Here is a 21,698-nt window from a genome sequence, read left to right as displayed (position 1 = left end):
AAAGTGGAATAAGGCTAGGACCTAGATTTCGAAGTAATTGTTTTGGGAATATTGCATCAGTTTAGTTTGTAATAATGCTTTCACATCTGCCCATTCACTTTCTAAAATACTATAGATATAGCTATCTCGAATAGTCTGTCCATCTTTACGTAGCATATGACACCTGATAATGCCATCTCGTTTGGCACCTAATGCCTCAATCGCTTTTTGGCTGGGAAGATTCAAATGATCAGTTCGAAAGCCGACCACCTGAGCATTTAAATTTTCAAAAGCATGTCTTAACAAAAGATATTTACAAACGCGATTTACATAAGCTCTGTGATAGCGCTTGGCATACCAGGTATAACCAATTTCAAAACGTGGAATTTCCGCTTTAATATCATGATAACTGGTGGTTCCAATTGCTTGGCCGGAGTTTAAATCAATTACGGCAAAAACCATTCTTTCACCTTGAGCCTGTTGTTCGAAAGCTTGAGAAAAATATTTTTTTAAGTTATGCAGATAAGGCACCGAATTATATAAAATCTTACCTAAATTTTCTTCAGCGCATGCAACCACTAAATCAGAAAAATGTTCCCAGCTCAACGGTTCAAGACGAAGCTGGTAAACACTGGATTCCAGAACAGGCATATTCATTTTTGTTTTTCTTATTCATTTTTAATCGCTCAATATAACACTCAAAAAGATATGACAAAAATGACAAGCATAAAAAAACCACCCGAAGGTGGTTTTTTTATTGAGCTTAGTTCGCTGGCAATGGCGGAGGAGTCAACGGACCATCATCTGGCGTTACATCAATCACAGGATTATCTGCAACATAGACTTTTGGTGGCTGAGGCTCACGACCTTCCATGATGTCACGGATTTGATCACGATCAATGGTTTCCCATTCCATCAAGGCTTTCACCATCGCATGGGCAATATCTTTTTTGCTTTCCAAGATATCGCGTGCGATTTTATATTGCTCATCTAGAATTCGACGAATTTCACGATCGACTTCTAGTTGTGTGGTTTCCGAAATACTGCGGCTACCAATACTGCCCATGAAAGATTGCTGTGCATCTTCTTCATAGACCATGACACCGAGTTTGTCCGACATACCATATTTGGTCACCATCGCACGTGCCATTTTGGTTGCACGTTCGAAGTCATTTGAAGCGCCGGTCGACATCTGGTTAATGAAGACTTCTTCAGCAATACGGCCACCAAACAAAATCGAAAGTTCATTCAACATTTTGTCTTTGTAATGGCTGGTCTGGTCAAATTCAGGCAGCTGCCAGGTAACACCTAAAGCCCAGCCACGTGGCATGATTGTCACCTTATGCACAGGATCTGTACCTGGCAAGCTTTCAGCAACAATCGCATGCCCTGCTTCATGATAAGCCGTCGCACGACGCTCTTCATCACGAAGTACCATCGATTTACGCTCAGGACCCATATACAGCTTGTCTTTTGCATCTTCAAAGTCATGCATATCGACGGTGTTCTTGTTACGGCGTGCAGCAAACAGAGCAGCTTCATTCACCAAGTTTGCCAATTGCGCACCCGAGAAGCCCGGTGTACCACGTGCAAGAACCTTAACATCCACACCTGTTACTGAAGGCAATTTTTTCAAATGTACATTCAGGATTTGTTCACGACCTTTGATGTCTGGCAAACCAACCACAACTTGACGGTCAAAACGGCCTGGACGAAGAAGTGCTTTATCCAGTACATCTGCACGGTTAGTTGCAGCAATCACGATAATGCCTTCATTACCTTCAAAGCCGTCCATTTCAACCAGCATCTGGTTCAATGTCTGTTCACGTTCATCGTGACCACCCCCGGTACCTGAACCACGGTGACGACCGACTGCATCAATCTCATCAATAAAGATGATACATGGCGCATGACGTTTCGCCTGTTCGAACATGTCACGAACACGGGATGCACCGACACCGACAAACATCTCAACGAAGTCAGAACCTGAAATACTAAAGAATGGAACTTTCGCTTCACCGGCAATGGCTTTGGCAAGTAAGGTTTTACCTGTACCTGGAGGACCGACCATTAACACACCGCGTGGAATACTCGCACCCAGACGTTTAAATTTGGTTGGATCTTTCAGGAAATCTACGATTTCAACGACTTCTTGCTTGGCTTCGTCACAACCGGCAACATCGGTGAAAGTGACTTTAATCTGGTCTTCAGACAGCATTTTGGCTTTAGATTTACCAAAACTCATTGGGCCGTTTTTACCACCTGCACCGCCACCCATGTTGCGCATAAAGAACATAAATAACAAAATGATTAAAAGTACAGGGAAACTTGCAATAAGCAACTGCATGAGCAAGCCTTGACGCTGTGGTGCTTCACCTTCGACCACAACATTATTTTTAATCAGGCTTGGCATCAGTTCAGGATCCTGAACTGCCGGACGGATACTTTCAAACTCTGAACCGTTCGATTTTTCGCCACGGATTCTTTCGCCGTCAATCACAACTTGTTTAATTTGGCCAGCATTGACCGCGGCAACAAACTCTGAGTAGTTCATTGTAGTCGGTTGATTGCGGTCACTGACGTTGCTGAAGATTAACACCAGCACACCCAGTATCACGAGCCACAATACGGCATTCTTAAAAAGATCGCTCAAAGCTTTATTCCCATTCCAATCTAATTTGATCATGCCCTGTTCAGGGTGACCTTAATACTTAAGCTGTAAATCAACTTACAATTATCTGAAAACGTACAAAATGCACAATTTTTAACGACTTGGCAAGTAGACTTATTTTAAAGCCTTCTTACGTCCCTGCCCGATCAGGAAAACTTCCTTGGAACGAGCACGTGATGCCAGAGGTTTAGATGTTTTCAGAACATCAAAACTATCAACCACTTGCTTACGGAATTCGTCAAAACCTGAGCCTTGGAAAACTTTTACCACAAATTGACCTTTAGAGCCTAGCACCTTATTGGCAAAATCCAGTGCAAGTTCACACAAGTAAATCTGACGCGGTTGATCTACAGCCTTATTACCTGATGTATTGGGGGCCATATCTGAAATTACAACGTCTACAGTACGGCCATCTAAAATTTCTAACAATTGCTGGAAGACTTCTTCTTCGCGAAAGTCGCCTTGTAAGAAAGTCACATCGGGTAATGCATCCATTGGTAAAATGTCAGATGCAATCAATAAACCTTTGTCGCCGACCAATTTACCTGCGATTTGTGACCAACTCCCGGGAGCTGCACCCAAGTCGACCACGGTCATGCCAGGTTTGATGATTTTGTACTTTTCTTGCATCTCTAAGAGCTTATATGCTGCACGCGCACGATAGCCGTCCTTTTGTGCCTTTTTCACATAAGGATCGTCTAAATGCTCTCTCATCCAATCACGACTACTTTTAGATAACTTTTGGTTGGTAATGCGTGTAGCCATAACTCTCTAAATAAAAAAACGTCCAATTATTAATTGTACGTGAAAAAGACATATTTTGCAGTATACATGTGTATCTAAATCTAGGAGTTTTGCTCGTTATGAAGAGATATTGGAAATGATTATTTCCTGATAATTTAAAGCGTTTGTTTTTTGCTTTTGCTATACTAAGCCGTTTTAAAATTCAGGTTATCTCTCATGGCGTCTTTATCTATTCAGGAACGTAAGCGTTTACGTCAAATCGGACATGCTTTAAACCCGGTCGTTATGCTGGGTGACAAAGGCCTGACTGAAAATGTCATCGAAGAATTGGCGCGTGCTTTAAACGATCACGAACTGATTAAAGTAAAAATCGTAGCTGAAGATCGTGAAGCGCGTGCAGCATTGATTGCTGAAATTTCAGAAGCGACTGGTGCCGAAGTAGTTCAAACTATTGGTAAAATTGCGCTGCTTTACAAGAAAGCTGCGAAACAAAACCAAAAATTGTCCAACCTTGTCCGTTTCGCTCATTTGTCTAACTAAGTACAGGACTTATGGCAAGTTACGAGCTTAGCGCATTTGATCGCCGTTTTCAGGCCATCTCTCTGGTTGCCGCCATCGAACAGCAAGGCCCATACAATTTAAATGTGGGCTTCTGGATCCGTGATCCCAATCAGTACATCTTATGGCCCGATATGGTGACGGCACATCCCCGTCAGGATTTCCTGTGGGAACAGACCTGCTTTGAAATTTTTATTGGGGTTCAGGGCGAAGATTTTTATCGTGAGATTAATCTTTCCCCTTCTCAGGCCTGGCAGGCTTATCAATTCGAAGAATACCGTTATCCTGAAGATATGCCCCCCCAAGCTGCGGATGATATTGAGCTGAACCAGCTCAAACGTACGCATTATGGTCTCAATGTCAGTGTGGATCTGACTGATTTTATGGCAACACATAAACTGAAATGGGAAAACTTGTTCCTAGGTTTATCTGCTGTTTTAAAAACCTCACAAGGTGATCAATACTATGCCATGCAGCATAGTAGTCCTCAGGCAGATTTTCATAATAAACGTGACTGGTTGCATGTATTTTAAATAGATTGACGCTGTGCATCAGCTATTTAAAGTGTAACAGGCGAATAAAACGTGAGACTTAAAGTCTCACGTTTTTGTTTATTGCTCAACAATGATTGATCCTCTGTATAATTATTTTAGATTTTTTATTGTTTTCAACGTTCATATTTTAATGATGTAGATGATGCTGCTCCTGAATAGATTTCACAGCAGCATAAAGAATAAAAGCAAAAGTAATGATCATCAGAAGAATGATCCCAAACACCAGTCCCAGCACTCCCAAACATAATACGATTACACCTAGATAAAGTATGCGCCCCAATCCGCTTTCCAGATTCAGTAGCATGATCAATATCAGTAAAATAAGTACACCTACAAAATGCTGTTGCATCGTGACCCCCTTTAATTGTTATTGTGAGTCCGTTTTGCTGCATAAAGACAAAGGAGAACATTTGATTGTTCTCCTTTTTAAATAGCGGCCTTTCAGCGCAGCCTAACTTTTCAGCTCAGGACTTTTGTCCGAGCTCTCTGTTTTCACCACGGGTTTGACTTTTTTCAGTACTTCAATGGTACTGTCCTTAGAACGTTTAAAAGTATCGGTCAGATGTTCCTTATGCTTGGTCGAAATCTGACTGACATCCTCTTTCAACTCTTTACCCAGATTAGATAAGTCTTCGAAGACAGCGTTGAATTCTGTCTTGATAAAGCTTTTCAGTTCAGTTAATTCTTTCTGCGAACCGAAAATCTGCTCCTTCAAAGTATCAATACGCTGTAACACCTCCTGCTTAAATTGACGCAATTGTTCCTGCACAGTGTCGCTTAACTGCTTGGCTTCAACTTCAAGCTTTTCCTTACTTTCCTCGATGGTTCCAATTGCCTGATCTTTAGCCTCGACTGCTACTTTTTCAAGCTTCTCGGCAGTTTCAGTTACCACGCTCGGAGTGATTTTTTTAGATGTAGTAGATTTAGGTGCTGTAGCCATTTGTCTTGTTCCTATTGTTATATCGACTAAGCTATATTAGTAGATTTGATAAAAATTAAGATTTGATTTGTCTGACAATTATTAATTGCTTACATTTTTTCACATTGCCTACAAAACAGACTTCCATGCAAAAAGCAAGCCATTTATCTCATACTTTCGCTGCAAAGCCGTTGGACTTTAAGGGTCGTTCTGCGTATAATGCCGTGTTAAGTTCAAGCGAGCAGACATAGGAGGGTAGGTTTAAAAATTAGCCTTCCTTTTTTTTCGTCTTCTCGCTTTTTTACAGCCTAAATTTCAGGAGCTTTGGTTTGAGCACCCCAGCAATTTTAGCCCTTGCCGACGGAACTATCTTTAAAGGTACTTCGATTGGCGCATCGGGTAGTACGACTGGTGAAGTCGTTTTCAACACTGCCATGACTGGCTATCAAGAAATTTTGACTGACCCGAGTTATGCACAGCAACTTGTGACACTGACTTACCCTCATATCGGTAACACAGGCTGTAATGAAGAAGACACTGAATCAGGTCGTATTCATAAGGTTTGGGCGAACGGATTGATCATTCGTGACCTGCCTTTACTGCACAGTAACTTCCGTTCAACCCAATCATTAGCTGAATATTTGGTACAACACAATGTTGTGGCAATTGCGGATATCGACACGCGTAAACTGACACGTATCTTACGTGACAAAGGTGCGCAAAATGGCTGTATCCTTGCTGGCGAAAATATCACTGAAGCTGAAGCGCTTGAAAAAGCACGTGCATTTAGTGGTTTAAACGGTTTAGACCTGGCAAAAGAATGTTGCGACCCTGAAGGTTTTGAATGGACTGAAGGCTCTTGGACATTAGGCAAAGGTTTCTCTCAACCAGAAGCTAAATTCCATGTTGTTGCATACGATTACGGTGTCAAAACCAACATCTTACGTATGCTCGCAGACCGCGGTTGTAAACTGACTGTTGTGCCGGCGCAAACTCCTGCTGCTGATGTACTTGCACTGAATCCAGATGGCGTGTTCCTTTCGAACGGCCCTGGCGATCCGGCTGCATGTGACTACGCAATTGAAGCTGTAAAAACAATTGTAGAAACTACTGAAATTCCAGTATTTGGTATCTGTCTGGGTCACCAGATTCTTGCGCTTGCAAGTGGTGCTAAAACTTTAAAAATGCCTCACGGCCACCACGGTGCTAACCATCCTGTACAAAATCTAGATAATGGTACAGTGATGATTACTTCTCAAAACCATGGCTTCGCAGTCGATGAAAGCAATCTGCCTGATGTGTTGCGTGTAACGCATCGCTCACTGTTTGATGGCACCAACCAAGGTATTCATCGTACAGACAAACCTGCGTTCAGCTTCCAGGGTCACCCTGAAGCCAGCCCGGGTCCACATGACTGCGCACCATTGTTCGATCATTTCATCGAACTTATCGAAGCATCTAAGAAGTAATTAAGGAAGCATCATGGCTAAACGTACTGACATTAAAAGCATCTTGATTATTGGTGCTGGTCCGATTGTCATCGGTCAAGCATGTGAGTTTGACTACTCAGGTGCTCAAGCATGTAAAGCCCTTCGTGAAGAAGGTTACCGCGTTATTTTGGTCAACTCGAACCCAGCGACCATCATGACCGACCCAACCATGGCGGATGCAACTTACATTGAGCCAATTACTTGGCAAACTGTTGCAGCGATCATTGAGAAAGAACGTCCAGATGCTGTTCTTCCAACCATGGGTGGTCAAACGGCATTGAACTGTGCCCTTGCCCTCGATGAGCACGGCATTTTAGAGAAATTCAATGTTGAATTGATCGGTGCAACCAAAGAAGCGATTGAAAAAGCTGAAGACCGTAAACTGTTCGACCAAGCAATGCGTAAAATTGGTCTTGAATGTCCAAAAGCTGACGTTGCTGAGTCAATGGAACATGCTTTAGAAATTCAAGCACGTTTCGGCTTCCCAGTAATTATCCGTCCATCATTCACCATGGGTGGTTCTGGTGGCGGTATCGCATACAACAAAGAAGAATTTATCGAGATTTGTGAACGTGGTTTCGATCTTTCTCCGACTAAACAATTATTGATTGATGAATCTTTAATTGGCTGGAAAGAATACGAGATGGAAGTTGTTCGTGACAAAAACGACAACTGTATCATTGTATGTACCATTGAAAACTTTGACCCAATGGGCGTGCATACAGGTGACTCAATCACTGTTGCCCCTGCTCAAACGCTTACAGATAAAGAATTCCAACTTTTACGTAATGCATCTTTAGCTGTACTACGTGAAATTGGCGTAGAAACAGGTGGTTCTAACGTACAGTTCGGTATTTGCCCAAATACGGGTCGTATGGTTGTAATCGAGATGAACCCACGTGTATCACGTTCATCTGCACTTGCTTCTAAAGCAACTGGTTTCCCGATTGCGAAAATCGCTGCGAAACTGGCTGTAGGTTACACCCTTGATGAACTGAAAAACGACATCACTGGCGGTACAACACCTGCATCGTTTGAACCTGCGATTGACTACGTTGTAACCAAGATTCCTCGTTTTAACTTCGAGAAATTCCCACAAGCTGATGCGACTTTAACCACACAGATGAAATCTGTCGGTGAAGTGATGGCGATTGGCCGTAACTTCCAGGAATCTGTACAAAAAGCCCTTCGTGGTCTTGAAGTTGGCGCTTCTGGTTTTGACGAAAAAATTGAAGTGGGTGCTGAAGGCGCGCGCGACAAAATCTTGCAAGAACTTAAAGTGCCAGGTCCAGAGCGTATCTGGTACGTGGGCGACGCATTCCGTCACGGCTTTACTTTAGACGAAGTATTCGCTGCAACGAACATTGACCGCTGGTTCTTGATTCAAATCGAAGACATCATTAAAACTGAAAACCAAATTAAAACTTTAGGTTTTGGTGATTTGAACGCGGACAACATCCGTTCGTTCAAACGTAAAGGTTTATCAGATCTTCGCATTGCGGACTTGATGGGCATTTCACAAAAACAATTCCGTAAACACCGTTGGAACCTGGGCGTAACGCCAGTTTACAAACGTGTCGATACATGTGCTGCAGAATTCGAATCTGATACAGCCTACATGTACTCAACTTACGATGAAGAGTGTGAAGCCAATCCGTCTGCGAAAGACAAGATCATGGTGATCGGTGGCGGTCCTAACCGTATTGGTCAAGGTATCGAATTCGATTACTGCTGTGTACACGCTGCTCTTGCAATGCGTGAAGACGGCTATGAAACCATCATGGTGAACTGTAACCCTGAAACAGTTTCTACTGACTATGATACATCTGATCGTTTGTACTTCGAACCAATCACTTTAGAAGACGTTTTAGAAATCGTACGTATCGAGAAGCCTAAAGGCATTATCGTTCAGTACGGTGGTCAAACACCTTTGAAATTGGCTCGTGCTCTAGAAGAAGCCGGTGCGCCAATCATTGGTACATCACCTGACGCGATTGACCGTGCAGAAGACCGTGAACGTTTCCAGCAAATGATTCAACGTCTGCAACTTCGTCAACCAAACAACAGCATTGTAAAATCTGCTGAAGAAGGTATGGCTGAAGCGTCTAAAGTAGGCTATCCATTAGTGGTACGTCCTTCTTACGTACTTGGTGGTCGTGCGATGGAAATCGTATACAACGACGAAGAGCTTAAACGCTACCTACGTGATGCAGTTCAAGCATCAAACGAAGCCCCTGTTCTGCTTGACCGTTTCTTAGATGATGCGATCGAAGTTGACGTAGACTGCGTATCTGACGGTAAAGACGTGGTAATCGGCGGCATCATGCAGCACATTGAACAAGCGGGTATTCACTCAGGTGACTCGGCATGTTCGATTCCTCCTTACTCTCTCTCTAAAGAGATTCAGGACGAAATGCGTCGTCAAACCGTTGCAATGGCAAAAGAGCTTGGCGTAATCGGTTTGATGAACGTTCAGTTTGCGGTTAAAGGTGAAGACGTTTACATTCTGGAAGTGAACCCACGTGCGTCTCGTACTGTGCCATTCGTTTCTAAGTGTATCGGTGAATCTTTAGCGAAAGTTGCTGCACGTTGTATGGCGGGTCAATCTCTTGAGTCTCAAGGCTTTACATCAGAGATTATTCCTGAGCACTTCTCTGTCAAAGAAGCCGTGTTCCCGTTCAACAAATTCCCTGGTGTTGACCCAATCCTTGGCCCTGAAATGAAATCGACCGGCGAAGTAATGGGCGTGGGTAAAACATTTGGTGAAGCGTTCTATAAAGCTGTTTTAGGTGCAAATGAGCGTTTACCAGGTCTTCCAACTGAAGGCGAAGTGAAACACGCATTTATCTCTGTACGTGACTCAGATAAACCACGTGCGGCAGGTATCGCAAAACAATTGATTGACCTAGGCTTCAAGATTCTTGCAACTGATGGTACATTTAAAGTGATTAGCGATGCTGGTCTTGAATGTGAACGTGTCAATAAAGTAACTGAAGGTCGTCCTAACATTGTGGACCGTATTAAAAACGGCGAAATCCACCTTGTGATTAACACGACTGAAGGCAAAAAGGCACAAGAAGACTCATTCTCGATCCGTCGTTCAGCACTTCAAGGTAAAGTGTATAACACAACTACATTGAATGGTGCGGATGCAGTATGCCAAGCTTTAGCAATTAAATTGCCAATGGATGTATATCGTTTGCAAGACCTAACTAAAGGTTAATTCGCTTCCAAGAAGTCCCGCTACCTTCTTGGTGGCGGGCTTTTTTTTATTTATAGATTTTATATCTTTCAACTGACTTTTGAGGGACAACATGCAACGTTATCCTATGACACCTGAAGGCAAAATTGCCTTAGAGAAAGAATTACACCAACTGAAAACAGTGGATCGTCCACGTATTACAGCTTCAATTGCAGAAGCTCGTGAACACGGTGACTTAAAAGAAAATGCAGAATACCATGCAGCACGTGAACAGCAAGGCTTCTGTGAAGGCCGTATTCAGGACATCGAAGGCAAACTGGGTGCAGCTCAGGTGATCGATGTCAAAGAACTTGAACAGAATGGTCGTGTAGTTTTTGGTGTAACGGTCACGATTGAAAATCTGGATACTGAAGAGCAGAAAACCTATAAAATTGTAGGCGATGACGAAGCAGACTTTAAGATTAACAAGATCTCTGTAAACTCGCCGATCGCACGTGGTCTTTTAGGTAAAAACGAAGGCGACGATGTGAAAATCAATACACCAAACGGTGAAGTTGAATACGAAATTGTGAAAGTTGAATATATCTAAATTTTAGATATTTAAGCTTGCATGAACCCCTCGATTGAGGGGTTTTTTACCTTTATTCGCCTCTTACAAATGGATTAGCTCTGTGCTTCTTTTAAAAACCCCGATGCAAATAAATTAAATGCATGTAAGGCCTCAGGGAGTACTTGCTCAGGATGTTCGCTAGAAGCCACCCAGAGTGCTGCATTCATTGCTGCACCATTTAAAAATATCGCAGCAGCTTCTGGATCAACTGTTTTAATTCGGTCTACTGCCAATAATTGTTCAACACATTCACGCGTGGACTGCAAACATCTGTTTTGACTTGGCCAATGTGCAGGATCTCCCAGCACAGCCGGCCCGTCACGCAGCACAATGCGCTGGAATTCCGGATTTAAGGCATTTTGAATATAGGTCCGCCCTTCTAGCATCAATCCTTCCCACAGATCAGCAGGCTGCTCCAGATGTTGCTGCGCAGATGAAGCCATTTCCGAATCGATCTGGTCGACCACTGCAGCAAATAAGCCTTTTTTATCACCAAAATGATGATACAGCGCACCACGAGTCAGCCCTGCTTCTGCCGTGAGCTTATCCATTGAAGTGCCAGCATAACCATATTCCGCAAACGTACGGCGTGCCACTTCTATCAGTTTCTTGCGGGTTTCCGCCATCTTTTGTTCACGAACAGACATGAATTACTTTACCTCATCATCATAAAAATTTTAATTGACATACGGACCGTATGTCAATTATGTTTACATACGAAGCGTATGTGAAAGTCAAGTTGCTTTCACTCACTGATAAATTAGATATTGAATGAGAATAGACATGACTAGAACTGCGATATTTCCCCAAGACCGCCATGCCCTGTATGAACAGCATGGTTATTCTGCTGCGATCAAATCGGAAGACTTACTTTTTGTTTCTGGTCAGGTCGGTAGCCGTGAAGATGGCTCGCCTGAACCAGATTTTGAGAAGCAGGTAGAACGGGCTTTTGAAAACTTAGCTGCAACATTGGCAGCGGCTGGTTGTAGCTTCGACAATATTGTCGATGTCACTACTTTTCACACTGACCCCGAACGGCAGTTTGAAAGTATTATGAAAGTTAAACAACAAGTGTTTAATCAAAAGCCTTACCCAAACTGGACTGCGGTGGGCGTGACTTGGCTGGCAGGTTTTGATTTTGAAATTAAAGTGATTGCCCGTATTCCTCGTAGCACTTAAGCAAGGTCAGCACGTGCTTTAATATTCGATTCACTGGCTGAATTAAGATTGTTGATTCAGCTTAAAGTCCAATTCGGTATAATGATGCATTCCTTGTGGTTATAGCCTCCTCATGTCTGAAAAGTTAATTAATTCTCCTGTGAATCACTGGTGTGAATTCGAGTTCATCTCAAAAACGGTGAAGAATCCCAACATTCATATCAAAGGGAATTATTCGTATTATTCGGCCTATTGGGATCAGGGGTTTGAGCGTTGTGTAGTGCGTTATTTACATGACAGGCCTGCAACGTCTGAGAAGCCCATCGACCAGCTCTATATCGGTAATTTTGTCTGTTTTGGTGCTGAGTGCGTGATTATGATGGGTGGCAATCAACTCCACCGTACCGACTGGATTTCAGCGTTTCCATTCGATACACGCAGTTTTGTACCTGCTGGCGATACTATTATTGGCGATGGCTGTTGGATTGGCTCACGCGCTTTGATTATGCAGGGTGTGAACCTTGGTGAAGGCGCGGTAGTGGCGACAGGCGCAGTCGTGACCAAAGATGTGCCACCATATGCAGTTGTCGGTGGTGTACCTGCTAAAATTATTAAATATCGTTTTCCACAAGAAGATATAGAAAAACTGCTTTCCCTCCAAGTTTACAATATAGATGAAAAGCAGTTTTTAAAAATGCGTGAACAGTTGCAGACGGATGATATTAAACAATTAATCAACTATTTCAAATCGAACCACTAATTAAGTATCGTTTATTTTTCTTCCGAAATTAAATAATGCAAATGATTTACCTTCCTGCTTGGTATGTGAAACCGGATTTAACTTAAATGCTTCTAAATTTGTATCTAGCAACTTAATTTTAAGATCATCAGCTCCTTGAACACCAAGTTGTTCTAACTGTTCAATTTCAGCCCTGTAGCGCTCATATGACTTTGCTAGAGACTCCTTGTGTGAATACTCTTGCTCAAGTCTAGAAAATCTGTTTAAGTTTATATTTGCTATGGTTGCTATCCATATTAAAGGAGCATTAATGGTAATCTTAAATAATAAAGTATGAAGTTCCATATTTTTAAAATCATCAGCATCAAAAAGCCAAAGATTAAAACCAAACATACATAAAACCGTTACTATAAACACAGCCAAACTTATTAAACGAGCCGTATTTGCTTCTTTTCGCTTACTTACAAATCCACCAGCCAATCCCGCCTCACTCGATAAATCAATCGTAGCTTTTGCTCGAGTCTCTACATCTTTTAAATTATCTAATCTTTCTTCTAGTTCTTTCTTTAATGATGGAATATCTTTAGCTTCATCACCATAAATTCTGATATAAAATTGATCTAATTTTTTAAGCCTTCCATCAATTAATTCACTTTTTGTTACCCCTTCTTCATCTTCTACAAAATACTCTTTCCATAATTCTCCTAATTTATTTACTCTTGATTCCATTTCTTCAAATAAATTTTCACCATCCTTATTTTGTTCCTCAAACAGTTCAGCATATTTTTCTTTTATTTCCTTTACTTTCGACGAAAGTTGATCAACTGTAGATTCACCCTGCTCATCTTCCGAAAATAATTCATTATATTTGTCTAGAATTTCTTGCTTAGAATTTTCAATTTCTTCAATGCTTTCTGCGGATGTAAGTTCGACTATACGATCATATATAGAGATGCCATTATCATCTAATTCTAGCTTGCTCTCTATTTCACTAATAGTTCCCAAACAAGCTTCGATTTTATTCTTAACTCTTAAAGTTTCATTACAAGCTTCTTCTAATTTCTGCTGATTAGATTTAATTTTATCTAATTCTTCCTGAAGTAATTTACCAACAGTAAAAGACCTATTTGTTAAATCTCGCAAATCTGCACGTAATGAATACTTAGAACTTAATGAATCATTTAACTCAGCTAGTTCTTTTAGCATATGCTTCAAACGCGCTTCGTCTTTGCTTTTTAACCCCAAAATATCAATACCCATAGCCAACCTATTAGAAAAATTATATTTATTAGATTAATTATTACACAATTATTCCTAGAGCCATAAAAAAACCCACTCAATCGGAGTGGGTTTTTTCAGAATATGGTGGCTATGACGAGACTTGAACTTGTGACCCCCGCATTATGAGTGCGGTGCTCTAACCAACTGAGCTACATAGCCTTAAACTGTGCGCGCATTATGGGATTTTCTGTAAATCACGTCAACCCCATATTGTGCTGTTTGATCAAAATTTGTTGAAGTGAGCCGATAAGCCGGGTTCTGTCGAGAACGATCATTCCTCTAGGCGCACAATCACTCATGCGCTCAAGCGACCTACCCGAATCCAGCATGGGCCATGCCTAATGGATTCCTATTTGGTCTTGCTTCCGGTGGGGTTTACCTCGCCATGAACTGTTACCAGCCATGCGGTGCGCTCTTACCGCACCCTTTCACCCTTACCTTCGATTCCGATTGCTCGAAAACATAATGAAGGCGGTCTTCTCTCTGCTGCACTTGCCGTCGGTTTACACCGCCCAGGCGTTACCTGGCACCTTGCCCTATGAAGCCCGGACTTTCCTCCCCTGCTTCAATCACGAAGATCTCCACAGCAGCGATCGTCTGGCTCACTTCGAGCGGCATAGTATCAAATATCGAGACTAATTGCTTGATGTTTTTTGAGCAGTCAGTTTTTCATACTTGGCTTGCAGCTGTTCCTGCGTTTCGACATGATTCGGATCCAGTGGAATACAATCCACCGGACAGAACAGCTGGCACTGCGGTTGATCATGATGTCCGACGCATTCTGTACATAAATCTGGATGAATCTCATAAATGAGTTCACCCATATAGATGGCCTCATTCGGGCATACAGGTTCACAGACATCACAGTTAATACATTCATCGGTGATATATAAAGACACGCTACCAACCTTGTTGAAGTTTACGCTCGAAGGCAGCAACCACGTTTGGTGGTACAAACTTGGTTACATCACCTCTTAGTCGAGCAATTTCACGCACCAAAGTGGATGAAATAAAAGAATATTGCTCTGAAGGGGTTAAAAACACCGCTTCAAAGTGGGAGTCCAGCTGACGGTTCATATTTGCCAGCTGAAATTCGTACTCAAAATCAGACACTGCACGCAAACCACGCAATACAGCAGTCGCCTTTTGCTCACGGAAAAAATTGACCAGTAAACCATCAAAGCCTACAAATTCAACATTGTCCAAATGACTCAATGACTCTTTCGCCAATGCGACACGCTCTTCCAGACTGAATACCGGATTCTTATGATGACCAATGGCAATCGCCACTACGACTTCATCAAACATTCGCGCTGCGCGTGTTACCAAATCAATATGTCCATTGGTAATTGGATCAAAAGTCCCCGGATAAATCACACGAGTTTTAGACATCCATTTGTACTCTGTTTGTTATGTAGAATCTTATTTTAGCAAAAACTTGTTTTTTTGGTGAATAATCCTCATTAATTTAAAAAACTTCACCTTATTTCTAGTTGCGGTACAATAGCAGCACGTTTGGAAGTATCAGATTATGGCGAAAGCATCTATTGTAGTAAAAAAAAATAATGGCGGTACCATTGCACTGAATAAACGTGCCCGCCACGATTATTTTATTGAAGAGAAATTTGAAGCGGGGCTTTCATTAAAAGGTTGGGAAGTCAAATCAATGCGTGCTGGTCGCATGACCATCGTAGAAAGTTATATTACCTTTAAAAATGGTGAAGCATTCTTGTTTGGTGCACAGGTTCAGCCCTTGTTAAGCGCTTCGACCCATGTGGTGCCTGAAGCAACCCGTACTCGCAAGCTGTTGCTGAATCGCCGTGAAATTGAAAAGCTGATGGGTGCGATTAACCAGAAAGGTTATTCCTGCGTTCCATTGGCCTGCTACTGGAAAGGTCCACATGCCAAGCTGGAAATTGCTCTGGTGAAAGGTAAGCAGCTTCATGACAAACGTGCCACCGAAAAAGACCGTGACTGGCAACGTGATAAGGCGCGAATTTTCCATAAATAATGGATTAAAAGTTGAATATAAAAAAACCTCCGCATTTGGAGGTTTTATTATAACTTTAAGCTTTACCGCCCAGTCTTGCCAGAGTCAGGGCAATATATTCGCCAAACCAGAACGCGGTTTTTAAATCGCCTTCAGGTGGAGTCACTTCTACCGGTGCGTTATCTGACTGGGTCATTAAACCCAAAAAGCTCGACATCCGGTTTAGATCCGTGACGGCACGTCCTGTCGGCATTAATGGCAATCCACTCCATAGCATACCGTGCTGCATGGCAAACAGATTGATTTGCTGCAAGACCGCCAGCTTGTCGCCACTGAGTCCACCACCATTGGTAAAGGCTGCTGCCAGCTTACCCTGCCAGCTACGTGCCAGCCAGCGCTTGGAAGACTGTTCCATAAACAGCTTCATGGCAGAAGTCAGGCTACCCATATAGGTCGGACAGCCAAAGATAATCGCATCGGCGGCATCCAGTACATCCCAGTCTATATGTTCGACATTCATCATATGCACCTGAACACCAGTTTCGCGCGCACCATCGGCAATAAAATTTGCCACTTTAGCCGTGTGTCCATAAGGACTGTGATAAACAATCGCAACAGATTTGGAAGATAGGGACATAACGCTCAAAAGCCAAAAAATTCAGTTAAGTTTAACATTTTCATGCCATAAACACGAATGTCGCCATACGCCCTGTTTTTGGCTCACGGCGATAAGAAAAATATTCCTCTGGCTGGCGATAAGAACACTGATCTCCACCCAATACGGTATTTACTCCGTGTTGCTGCAAGATATAACGCGCAATCACGTACAGGTCGGCATAATATTTACCAGTCTGTACACCGGGCTGAAACGCACTGTCCAGTTCAGGATATTTCTCACAAAAAGCTGCTTTTACTTCAGTGCCAATCTCGAAACATGGCTGACTAATGGCCGCCCCAAGCCAGGCCCAGGTCGGCGGAGTCTGCATGGCTGCAATGGTATTTTCGACAATACCACCCGCCAGACCACGCCAACCGGCATGCAAATTGGCAACTTCCGTACCTTTCGCATTTCCCAGTACCACAGGTAAACAGTCTGCAGTCATCATCATCAAGGCATGCGCCTTACGCTGCGTCACCAGACCATCTCCGACCAGTGCGGTAAATGGCATCTGCTCATTAATGGAATGGCAAATGGTGCTATGCGTCTGGGTCATCCAAGTAATTTTATCTACGCCAAAAGCAGCAAAATCCTGCAATAAAGCCATACGATGCTGTTGTACCCGTTGCGCATCATCCTGCACATGCAAGGCCAGATTAAAACCTGCAAGTTCAGGCTGTGCTGATGGCTGTACTTTCGCATGGTGAACGCGAGTCTGGCCGACATACACACCTTGTGGAAGTCCTGGTACAAATTGCATCTCGATTCCTTGCTTTGACGCGAGCTAAATAAAAAGATTAATAGGCTTTGTTTTCGGTACGCAGCACTTCAACCAGATTGGCAAAGTCTTCCGGCCACGGTGCTTCAAAGGTCATTTCTTCTTTGGTACGCGGATGGGTCAGACCGAGTTGTACAGCATGCAAAGCCTGACGCTTGAAGCCACGCAAAGTATCATCTAATAATTGCGATGCACCTGCAGGCATACGGACACGTGGCATATACACCTGATCGCCCACCAAGCCAAAGCCGATATAGCTAAAATGCACACGGATCTGATGGGTACGTCCAGTTTCCAGACGGGCTTGAACACGGGTAAAATGCTGGAAACGCTCTTTGACATTGTAATGCGTCACCGCGTCTTTACCACCTGGAAGTACGGTCATTTTCACACGATCCACCGGATGGCGTTTGATTGGTTCATCAATGGTACCGCCAGCAATAATATTGCCGTAAACCACCAGGTCATACAGGCGATATACTGATTTTTTCTCAAGCTGTTTGCTGAGAGAAAACTGTGCTTCCAGATTTTTGGCAACGACCAGCAGACCACTGGTGTCTTTATCGATACGATGTACCAGACCTGCACGCGCCAGTTCAGCCGATTTCGGATAGTGATGCAATAAAGCATTCACCAAGGTGCCAGAACTATTGCCAGCGCCCGGATGTACCACCATACCGACTGGTTTGTTGATGACCATAATGTCATCATCTTCATAGATGATATCCAGTGGAATGTCTTCCGGCAGACTGCGCGTTTGCGCTTCAAGCTCAACATTTAAAGTCAGGGTTTCAAAACCATCACTTTTAAATTTCGGCTTAACTGGTTGACCATTCACCAATAAATTGCCATCTTTAATCCATTGCTTTAATTTTTCTCGAGAAAAATCGCTCCAGACCATTGCGGCAATCTGGTCGATCCGTTGCCCGATATAAGTTTCATCCAGTTGAAATTGCAACGATAAACGTGTTGCAGTTGCTTCTGAAGTATGGTTATCTGCATCCTCAGAATCTTCAAGTAAATTGAAATCAGTATCAGGGATATTAGAATTGGAAGATTGTGCTTGACTCATTTGCTCATTCAGACAAAAGTGGTTTAATAGTGCAATTGTAGCTCATTGCCCGTATTAACAGAGGAATTTTTATGTCGCTACCACATTATAAAATGACAATGCTTGCTGTGACATTAGGCATTGCATCGGCAATGGTAGGCTGTAGCAGTAATCCAAAAAAAGAAGTCGTGGATAAAGGTCCAGAATCTAGTGAACAGGTTTATATTCAAAAAGCACAGAAAGCGCTAGATCGTAATCAATATACCGATGCAGCAAAACAGTTAGAAGCGCTGGAAACTTATTTCCCGACCAGTCAGTATGCCCCGCAAGCGCAGCTTGAACTGTTGTATGTGAAATTCCAGCAAAAAGATTATGAAGGTGCGGTTGCACTGGCAGAGCGTTTTATCCGTCTGAACCCGCAACATCCAAATGTCGACTATGCTTACTATGTACGCGGTGTCGCCAATATGGAACAGAACTATAACGGCCTGCTACGTTATACCTCACTGAAACAGTCGCATCGTGATGTCAGCTACCTGAAAGTGGCTTACCAGAATTTTGTTGATTTCATTCGTCGCTATCCATCTAGCACTTATGCAGTCGATGCAGCACAACGTATGCAGTTTATCGGCCAGGAACTGGCTGAGCATGAAATGAACGCAGCACGTTTTAACATCAAACGTAAGGCGTATCTGGCAGCAGTTGAACGTGGCTTGTGGGTGATTGAGCATTATCCTCAAACTCCGCAGATTCCGGAAGCACTGGCAACGGTTGCTTATGGTTATGCTCAGCTAGGTGATAAAGCAACTTCTCAGCAATATGTGGATGTATTAAAGCTGAATTATCCGAATCTGGTGAAATCAGATGGGACGGTGAATCTGCGTGCAGCGCGTAGTGAAGGCAGCTTCTTTAACCGCGCGACACTGGGTATTTTTGGTAAAGAAGCCAAGACTGTAACCGACACCGATGCACAGTCTGATGCGCCAGAAAATGAAAAGCGCAGCATCACCAATCGCATTTCATTTGGTTTGCTGGATCGTCCTAAAACGGCTGAATAAAGCTAAATAAGTCCGGCAGCATCAGCAAATAAGACAGCGCTTTACAGGTGCATTTTCCTCAAGGGCAAGGTATCATACTTGCCCTTTTGCGTTGTCTGGCCCAGGCTTGAACAAATCGTGCAAAAGGTATACAAAGGAACTTGAAATATTCAATGTTCAGCCAGACTATTTTCATTTTTTCAGTGATTTAGACCTTAGATACCAGCACGAGAAGCTCAGCAGACCATGGCCATTCCTCAACATACGATTGATCAGATTCTCGATCGCACCGATATTGTCGATGTGATTGGTCAATTCGTAAAACTGAAAAAAACAGGCCGTACCTATTCAGGCTGCTGCCCTTTTCATCAGGAAAAATCACCGTCTTTCCACGTCTATCGTGACAAACAGTATTTTCACTGTTTTGGCTGTCAGGCCAACGGTAATGCCATCCGTTTTTTAATGGACATTGGCAGCCGTAATTTTGTCGAAGTGATGAAAGACCTGTCCAGTCAGACCGGCATCGAACTGCCTAAAGACAATACCGATTCCAATAAATTAAAATATAAACGTGAAGCAGCCAAACCTAAAATTGCGCCTGCTCAAGCGGCACCACAAGCTCAGCCGCAACAAAATAACGCCCCAACAGAAAATAATAGTGCTGCCTCTACGGCGAGTTTCGATCCATTTGCAGAGTTTCAGGCAGTCGAACAGGATTTTTATGGTGACCCTTTTGCTTCATTTGAACACCTGCCCATGGCTGAAGTTCAGCAAGACGGTAATCTCTACGACCTGCTGGAAAATATCGCGCAGTTCTATGAGCGCCAACTCCCAAATAGCCCGAGTGCTCAGCAATACTTTAAACAGCGTGGTCTGACTGCAGAAACCATTGCCTATTGGCGCTTAGGCTATGCGCCTGAAGACTGGCAACATCTGGAAAAAGCCTTTCCTCAGGATATTGAAGGCCTAAAACTCCTCGGTCTGATTCGTACCAGTGACAGTGGCCGTGACTTTGACCTGCTGCGTGAACGGGTGATTTTCCCGATCCGTGATACCAAGGGGCGCGTAGTCGGCTTTGGCGGCCGTGCCCTGAATGACGAGATCAAGCCTAAATATATCAACTCGCCAGATTCTGAAGTCTTCCATAAAAACCAGTTGCTGTACGGCCTCTATGAGAGCCGCAAGCAGAAAGCCCAAGAATGGCTAATGGTCGAAGGCTATATGGATGTGATTGCGCTCCAGCAATATGGCATTCATGGCGCAGTAGCCACTTTAGGTACAGCCAGTAATACAGATCATCTGAATATTCTGTTCAAGCAGAGCAATCGGCTGACCATTGCCTTTGACGGAGACGCTGCCGGTCAAAAAGCAGCACGCCGTACTCTGGACATTGCCCTGCCCCTGCTGAATGATGGCCGAGAGCTGAAGTTTTTTGTCTTGCCCGCTGACCATGACCCCGATTCATTGATCCGTCGTGAAGGCATAGAGAATTTCAGACGCTTGCTGGAACAGGCGCCATTGATGTCGGACTTCGTGTTTGCCCATCTGACCCAAAATCAGGACATCACCACACCTGAAGGCAAGAGTCAGGTTATGGGTGAACTAAAAAATCTGACCGAGTTACTGCCCAAACACGGCTCCTTCCGTTATCTGCTGCAGCAATTTTTCCGCGAAAAACTGGGCTTTAATCGTAAATGGCAACCTAAGGTCAATACAGATGCATCTTTAAGCTTTAGTACCAAAATTGATGCTGAAGAATATGTGATTGCGATCTTGATGAATCATCCTTATCTGTATATTCATTTTGAACCACTGCGCGCGCTAGTAGCGGAAGATCAGTTGCTGTTTAAGATTTTGAATATTCTGAATGTGATTTTTGATGACTTGCCGGATGATCCTGAACTGTCGATCTATTATGTGCTCGGTGCCTGCGCAGCCCATCATCATGAACTGCAGCATATTCTGCAGCATGCCAATGTCAGCGATTACACCTCATCGCCGGAACAGGCCGATAAGCTCGCGGCTGATTTTTCAACCAAGCTGCAATATCAGTGTTTAAAAAACAAGATTAAATCCAAGAAATTTAACAGTATTGCAGAAATGAAAAACCTGAAAATGCAGATTTATGAGATTGACCGCAAACGCTCAATGACCCTGTTAGAAGATTAATTTTTCAAATTATTGATTCTTTTGAATCCAATGAAGTCACTGCTAGCTCACATTATTATTTATAATTTTCTCAAATAATCAGGCTGGGTTTTATGTTGAAGTACAAATCA

General features: G+C 43.1%; 22 protein-coding genes, 1 tRNA gene and 1 other RNA gene. 10 read left to right on the top strand and 14 right to left on the bottom strand.

Annotation, left to right across the window (positions count from 1 at the left end; genetic code table 11):
* Positions 1-21: 21 nt before the first annotated feature.
* The 3 genes from NI464_RS03735 to rlmE all read right to left on the bottom strand — a co-directional run bounded on the left by NI464_RS03735 (position 22) and on the right by rlmE (position 3,415).
* Positions 22-636 (bottom strand): GNAT family N-acetyltransferase, encoded by a 615-nt coding sequence (locus NI464_RS03735; RefSeq protein WP_005247702.1) that lies wholly within the window; start codon positions 634-636, stop codon positions 22-24.
* A 106-nt stretch (positions 637-742) separates the two neighbouring features.
* A complete protein-coding gene (gene ftsH / locus NI464_RS03730) occupies positions 743-2,632 on the bottom strand; it encodes an ATP-dependent zinc metalloprotease FtsH (protein ID WP_004280565.1) in 1,890 nt (629 codons plus the stop codon).
* Positions 2,633-2,764: 132 nt separating this feature from the next.
* Positions 2,765-3,415, bottom strand: a complete 651-nt coding sequence (gene rlmE / locus NI464_RS03725) for a 23S rRNA (uridine(2552)-2'-O)-methyltransferase RlmE (RefSeq protein WP_253137770.1) — start codon at positions 3,413-3,415, stop codon at positions 2,765-2,767.
* A gap of 195 nt (positions 3,416-3,610) precedes the next feature.
* Here rlmE and yhbY point away from each other — a divergent pair, with 195 nt between their 5' ends.
* Positions 3,611-3,934, top strand: coding sequence for a ribosome assembly RNA-binding protein YhbY (gene yhbY / locus NI464_RS03720; RefSeq protein WP_004280569.1), 324 nt, complete (start codon positions 3,611-3,613; stop codon positions 3,932-3,934).
* Between the two features lie 11 nt (positions 3,935-3,945).
* Positions 3,946-4,485, top strand: coding sequence for a DOMON-like domain-containing protein (locus tag NI464_RS03715; protein WP_044109433.1), 540 nt, complete (start codon positions 3,946-3,948; stop codon positions 4,483-4,485).
* 148 nt (positions 4,486-4,633) lie between these two features.
* On the opposite strand, the gene NI464_RS03710 is transcribed toward NI464_RS03715, so the two are convergent.
* Together NI464_RS03710 and NI464_RS03705 are read right to left on the bottom strand one after the other, a co-directional pair.
* Positions 4,634-4,855 (bottom strand): hypothetical protein, encoded by a 222-nt coding sequence (locus NI464_RS03710; protein WP_253137769.1) that lies wholly within the window; start codon positions 4,853-4,855, stop codon positions 4,634-4,636.
* 102 nt (positions 4,856-4,957) lie between these two features.
* Positions 4,958-5,446 carry a hypothetical protein gene (locus NI464_RS03705; RefSeq protein WP_044109436.1) on the bottom strand — a complete coding sequence of 163 codons (489 nt, stop codon included), beginning with the start codon at positions 5,444-5,446 and terminating at the stop codon, positions 4,958-4,960.
* Positions 5,447-5,754: 308 nt separating this feature from the next.
* On the opposite strand from NI464_RS03705, the gene carA reads away from it, so the two are divergent.
* The 3 genes from carA to greA all read left to right on the top strand — a co-directional run bounded on the left by carA (position 5,755) and on the right by greA (position 10,706).
* The gene (gene carA, locus NI464_RS03700; protein ID WP_004645762.1) at positions 5,755-6,894 is read left to right on the top strand and encodes a glutamine-hydrolyzing carbamoyl-phosphate synthase small subunit; all 1,140 of its coding nucleotides are present in this window, start codon (positions 5,755-5,757) and stop codon (positions 6,892-6,894) included.
* A gap of 13 nt (positions 6,895-6,907) precedes the next feature.
* Positions 6,908-10,138: a carbamoyl-phosphate synthase large subunit gene (carB, locus tag NI464_RS03695; RefSeq protein ID WP_253112135.1), complete on the top strand. Its 3,231-nt coding sequence runs from the start codon at positions 6,908-6,910 to the stop codon at positions 10,136-10,138.
* A 91-nt stretch (positions 10,139-10,229) separates the two neighbouring features.
* Positions 10,230-10,706, top strand: coding sequence for a transcription elongation factor GreA (greA, locus tag NI464_RS03690; RefSeq protein WP_005103954.1), 477 nt, complete (start codon positions 10,230-10,232; stop codon positions 10,704-10,706).
* A gap of 74 nt (positions 10,707-10,780) precedes the next feature.
* Here greA and NI464_RS03685 read toward each other — a convergent pair whose 3' ends face one another.
* Positions 10,781-11,374 (bottom strand): TetR/AcrR family transcriptional regulator, encoded by a 594-nt coding sequence (locus NI464_RS03685; protein WP_253137768.1) that lies wholly within the window; start codon positions 11,372-11,374, stop codon positions 10,781-10,783.
* 136 nt (positions 11,375-11,510) lie between these two features.
* On the opposite strand from NI464_RS03685, the gene NI464_RS03680 reads away from it, so the two are divergent.
* Both NI464_RS03680 and NI464_RS03675 read left to right on the top strand, forming a co-directional pair.
* Positions 11,511-11,906: a RidA family protein gene (locus NI464_RS03680; RefSeq protein WP_180180443.1), complete on the top strand. Its 396-nt coding sequence runs from the start codon at positions 11,511-11,513 to the stop codon at positions 11,904-11,906.
* A 112-nt stretch (positions 11,907-12,018) separates the two neighbouring features.
* Positions 12,019-12,645, top strand: a complete 627-nt coding sequence (locus NI464_RS03675) for a CatB-related O-acetyltransferase (protein WP_121979620.1) — start codon at positions 12,019-12,021, stop codon at positions 12,643-12,645.
* Here the strand turns inward: NI464_RS03675 and NI464_RS03670 are convergent, their stop codons facing one another.
* The 5 genes from NI464_RS03670 to coaD form a co-directional block, all read right to left on the bottom strand.
* The gene (locus tag NI464_RS03670) at positions 12,646-13,884 is read right to left on the bottom strand and encodes an AAA family ATPase (RefSeq protein ID WP_121979621.1); all 1,239 of its coding nucleotides are present in this window, start codon (positions 13,882-13,884) and stop codon (positions 12,646-12,648) included.
* Between the two features lie 103 nt (positions 13,885-13,987).
* Positions 13,988-14,064 (bottom strand) — tRNA-Met (locus NI464_RS03665).
* 72 nt (positions 14,065-14,136) lie between these two features.
* Positions 14,137-14,514: RNase P RNA component class A (gene rnpB / locus NI464_RS03660), an RNA gene on the bottom strand.
* Between the two features lie 26 nt (positions 14,515-14,540).
* Positions 14,541-14,804 carry a YfhL family 4Fe-4S dicluster ferredoxin gene (locus NI464_RS03655; RefSeq protein WP_004280584.1) on the bottom strand — a complete coding sequence of 88 codons (264 nt, stop codon included), beginning with the start codon at positions 14,802-14,804 and terminating at the stop codon, positions 14,541-14,543.
* A gap of 1 nt (position 14,805) precedes the next feature.
* Entirely contained in the window at positions 14,806-15,297 is a 492-nt protein-coding gene (gene coaD, locus NI464_RS03650) for a pantetheine-phosphate adenylyltransferase (RefSeq protein WP_004280585.1), read from the bottom strand.
* Between the two features lie 139 nt (positions 15,298-15,436).
* Between coaD and smpB the strand changes: the two genes are divergently transcribed.
* Complete coding sequence (gene smpB, locus NI464_RS03645) at positions 15,437-15,916, top strand: SsrA-binding protein SmpB (RefSeq protein WP_004280586.1); 480 nt, start codon at positions 15,437-15,439, stop codon at positions 15,914-15,916.
* Between the two features lie 55 nt (positions 15,917-15,971).
* Here smpB and NI464_RS03640 read toward each other — a convergent pair whose 3' ends face one another.
* Genes NI464_RS03640 through rluD form a run of 3 tightly spaced genes read right to left on the bottom strand, consistent with a single transcriptional unit; the run spans position 15,972 to position 18,403 of the window.
* Complete coding sequence (locus NI464_RS03640) at positions 15,972-16,532, bottom strand: flavodoxin family protein (protein ID WP_180049611.1); 561 nt, start codon at positions 16,530-16,532, stop codon at positions 15,972-15,974.
* 40 nt (positions 16,533-16,572) lie between these two features.
* Positions 16,573-17,313 (bottom strand): peptidoglycan editing factor PgeF, encoded by a 741-nt coding sequence (gene pgeF, locus NI464_RS03635; protein ID WP_253137767.1) that lies wholly within the window; start codon positions 17,311-17,313, stop codon positions 16,573-16,575.
* A 37-nt stretch (positions 17,314-17,350) separates the two neighbouring features.
* Positions 17,351-18,403 carry a 23S rRNA pseudouridine(1911/1915/1917) synthase RluD gene (rluD, locus tag NI464_RS03630; protein ID WP_004645774.1) on the bottom strand — a complete coding sequence of 351 codons (1,053 nt, stop codon included), beginning with the start codon at positions 18,401-18,403 and terminating at the stop codon, positions 17,351-17,353.
* A 71-nt stretch (positions 18,404-18,474) separates the two neighbouring features.
* Between rluD and NI464_RS03625 the strand changes: the two genes are divergently transcribed.
* Together NI464_RS03625 and NI464_RS03620 are read left to right on the top strand one after the other, a co-directional pair.
* Complete coding sequence (locus NI464_RS03625; protein ID WP_005106322.1) at positions 18,475-19,440, top strand: outer membrane protein assembly factor BamD; 966 nt, start codon at positions 18,475-18,477, stop codon at positions 19,438-19,440.
* A 225-nt stretch (positions 19,441-19,665) separates the two neighbouring features.
* Entirely contained in the window at positions 19,666-21,588 is a 1,923-nt protein-coding gene (locus NI464_RS03620) for a DNA primase (protein ID WP_180037102.1), read from the top strand.
* The last annotated feature ends 110 nt before the right edge of the window (positions 21,589-21,698 follow it).

Origin of the sequence: Acinetobacter lwoffii, assembly GCF_024129685.1 — a bacterium.
Classification (GTDB): domain Bacteria; phylum Pseudomonadota; class Gammaproteobacteria; order Pseudomonadales; family Moraxellaceae; genus Acinetobacter; species Acinetobacter lwoffii_X.
Note: the sequence above shows the minus strand (reverse complement) of the source record. Positions and strands in the feature narration are given on the sequence as shown.

What these genes read in the sequence shown, in the direction of transcription:
- NI464_RS03735 (WP_005247702.1), bottom strand. Translation starts at nt 636, where the DNA reads ATGAATATGCCTGTTCTGGAATCCAGTGTTTACCAGCTTCGTCTTGAA.
- rlmE (WP_253137770.1), bottom strand. Translation starts at nt 3,415, where the DNA reads ATGGCTACACGCATTACCAACCAAAAGTTATCTAAAAGTAGTCGTGAT.
- yhbY (WP_004280569.1), top strand. Translation starts at nt 3,611, where the DNA reads ATGGCGTCTTTATCTATTCAGGAACGTAAGCGTTTACGTCAAATCGGA.
- NI464_RS03715 (WP_044109433.1), top strand. Translation starts at nt 3,946, where the DNA reads ATGGCAAGTTACGAGCTTAGCGCATTTGATCGCCGTTTTCAGGCCATC.
- NI464_RS03710 (WP_253137769.1), bottom strand. Translation starts at nt 4,855, where the DNA reads ATGCAACAGCATTTTGTAGGTGTACTTATTTTACTGATATTGATCATG.
- NI464_RS03705 (WP_044109436.1), bottom strand. Translation starts at nt 5,446, where the DNA reads ATGGCTACAGCACCTAAATCTACTACATCTAAAAAAATCACTCCGAGC.
- carB (WP_253112135.1), top strand. Translation starts at nt 6,908, where the DNA reads ATGGCTAAACGTACTGACATTAAAAGCATCTTGATTATTGGTGCTGGT.
- greA (WP_005103954.1), top strand. Translation starts at nt 10,230, where the DNA reads ATGCAACGTTATCCTATGACACCTGAAGGCAAAATTGCCTTAGAGAAA.
- NI464_RS03685 (WP_253137768.1), bottom strand. Translation starts at nt 11,374, where the DNA reads ATGTCTGTTCGTGAACAAAAGATGGCGGAAACCCGCAAGAAACTGATA.
- NI464_RS03680 (WP_180180443.1), top strand. Translation starts at nt 11,511, where the DNA reads ATGACTAGAACTGCGATATTTCCCCAAGACCGCCATGCCCTGTATGAA.
- NI464_RS03675 (WP_121979620.1), top strand. Translation starts at nt 12,019, where the DNA reads ATGTCTGAAAAGTTAATTAATTCTCCTGTGAATCACTGGTGTGAATTC.
- NI464_RS03670 (WP_121979621.1), bottom strand. Translation starts at nt 13,884, where the DNA reads ATGGGTATTGATATTTTGGGGTTAAAAAGCAAAGACGAAGCGCGTTTG.
- coaD (WP_004280585.1), bottom strand. Translation starts at nt 15,297, where the DNA reads ATGTCTAAAACTCGTGTGATTTATCCGGGGACTTTTGATCCAATTACC.
- smpB (WP_004280586.1), top strand. Translation starts at nt 15,437, where the DNA reads ATGGCGAAAGCATCTATTGTAGTAAAAAAAAATAATGGCGGTACCATT.
- NI464_RS03640 (WP_180049611.1), bottom strand. Translation starts at nt 16,532, where the DNA reads ATGTCCCTATCTTCCAAATCTGTTGCGATTGTTTATCACAGTCCTTAT.
- pgeF (WP_253137767.1), bottom strand. Translation starts at nt 17,313, where the DNA reads ATGCAATTTGTACCAGGACTTCCACAAGGTGTGTATGTCGGCCAGACT.
- rluD (WP_004645774.1), bottom strand. Translation starts at nt 18,403, where the DNA reads ATGAGTCAAGCACAATCTTCCAATTCTAATATCCCTGATACTGATTTC.
- NI464_RS03625 (WP_005106322.1), top strand. Translation starts at nt 18,475, where the DNA reads ATGTCGCTACCACATTATAAAATGACAATGCTTGCTGTGACATTAGGC.
- NI464_RS03620 (WP_180037102.1), top strand. Translation starts at nt 19,666, where the DNA reads ATGGCCATTCCTCAACATACGATTGATCAGATTCTCGATCGCACCGAT.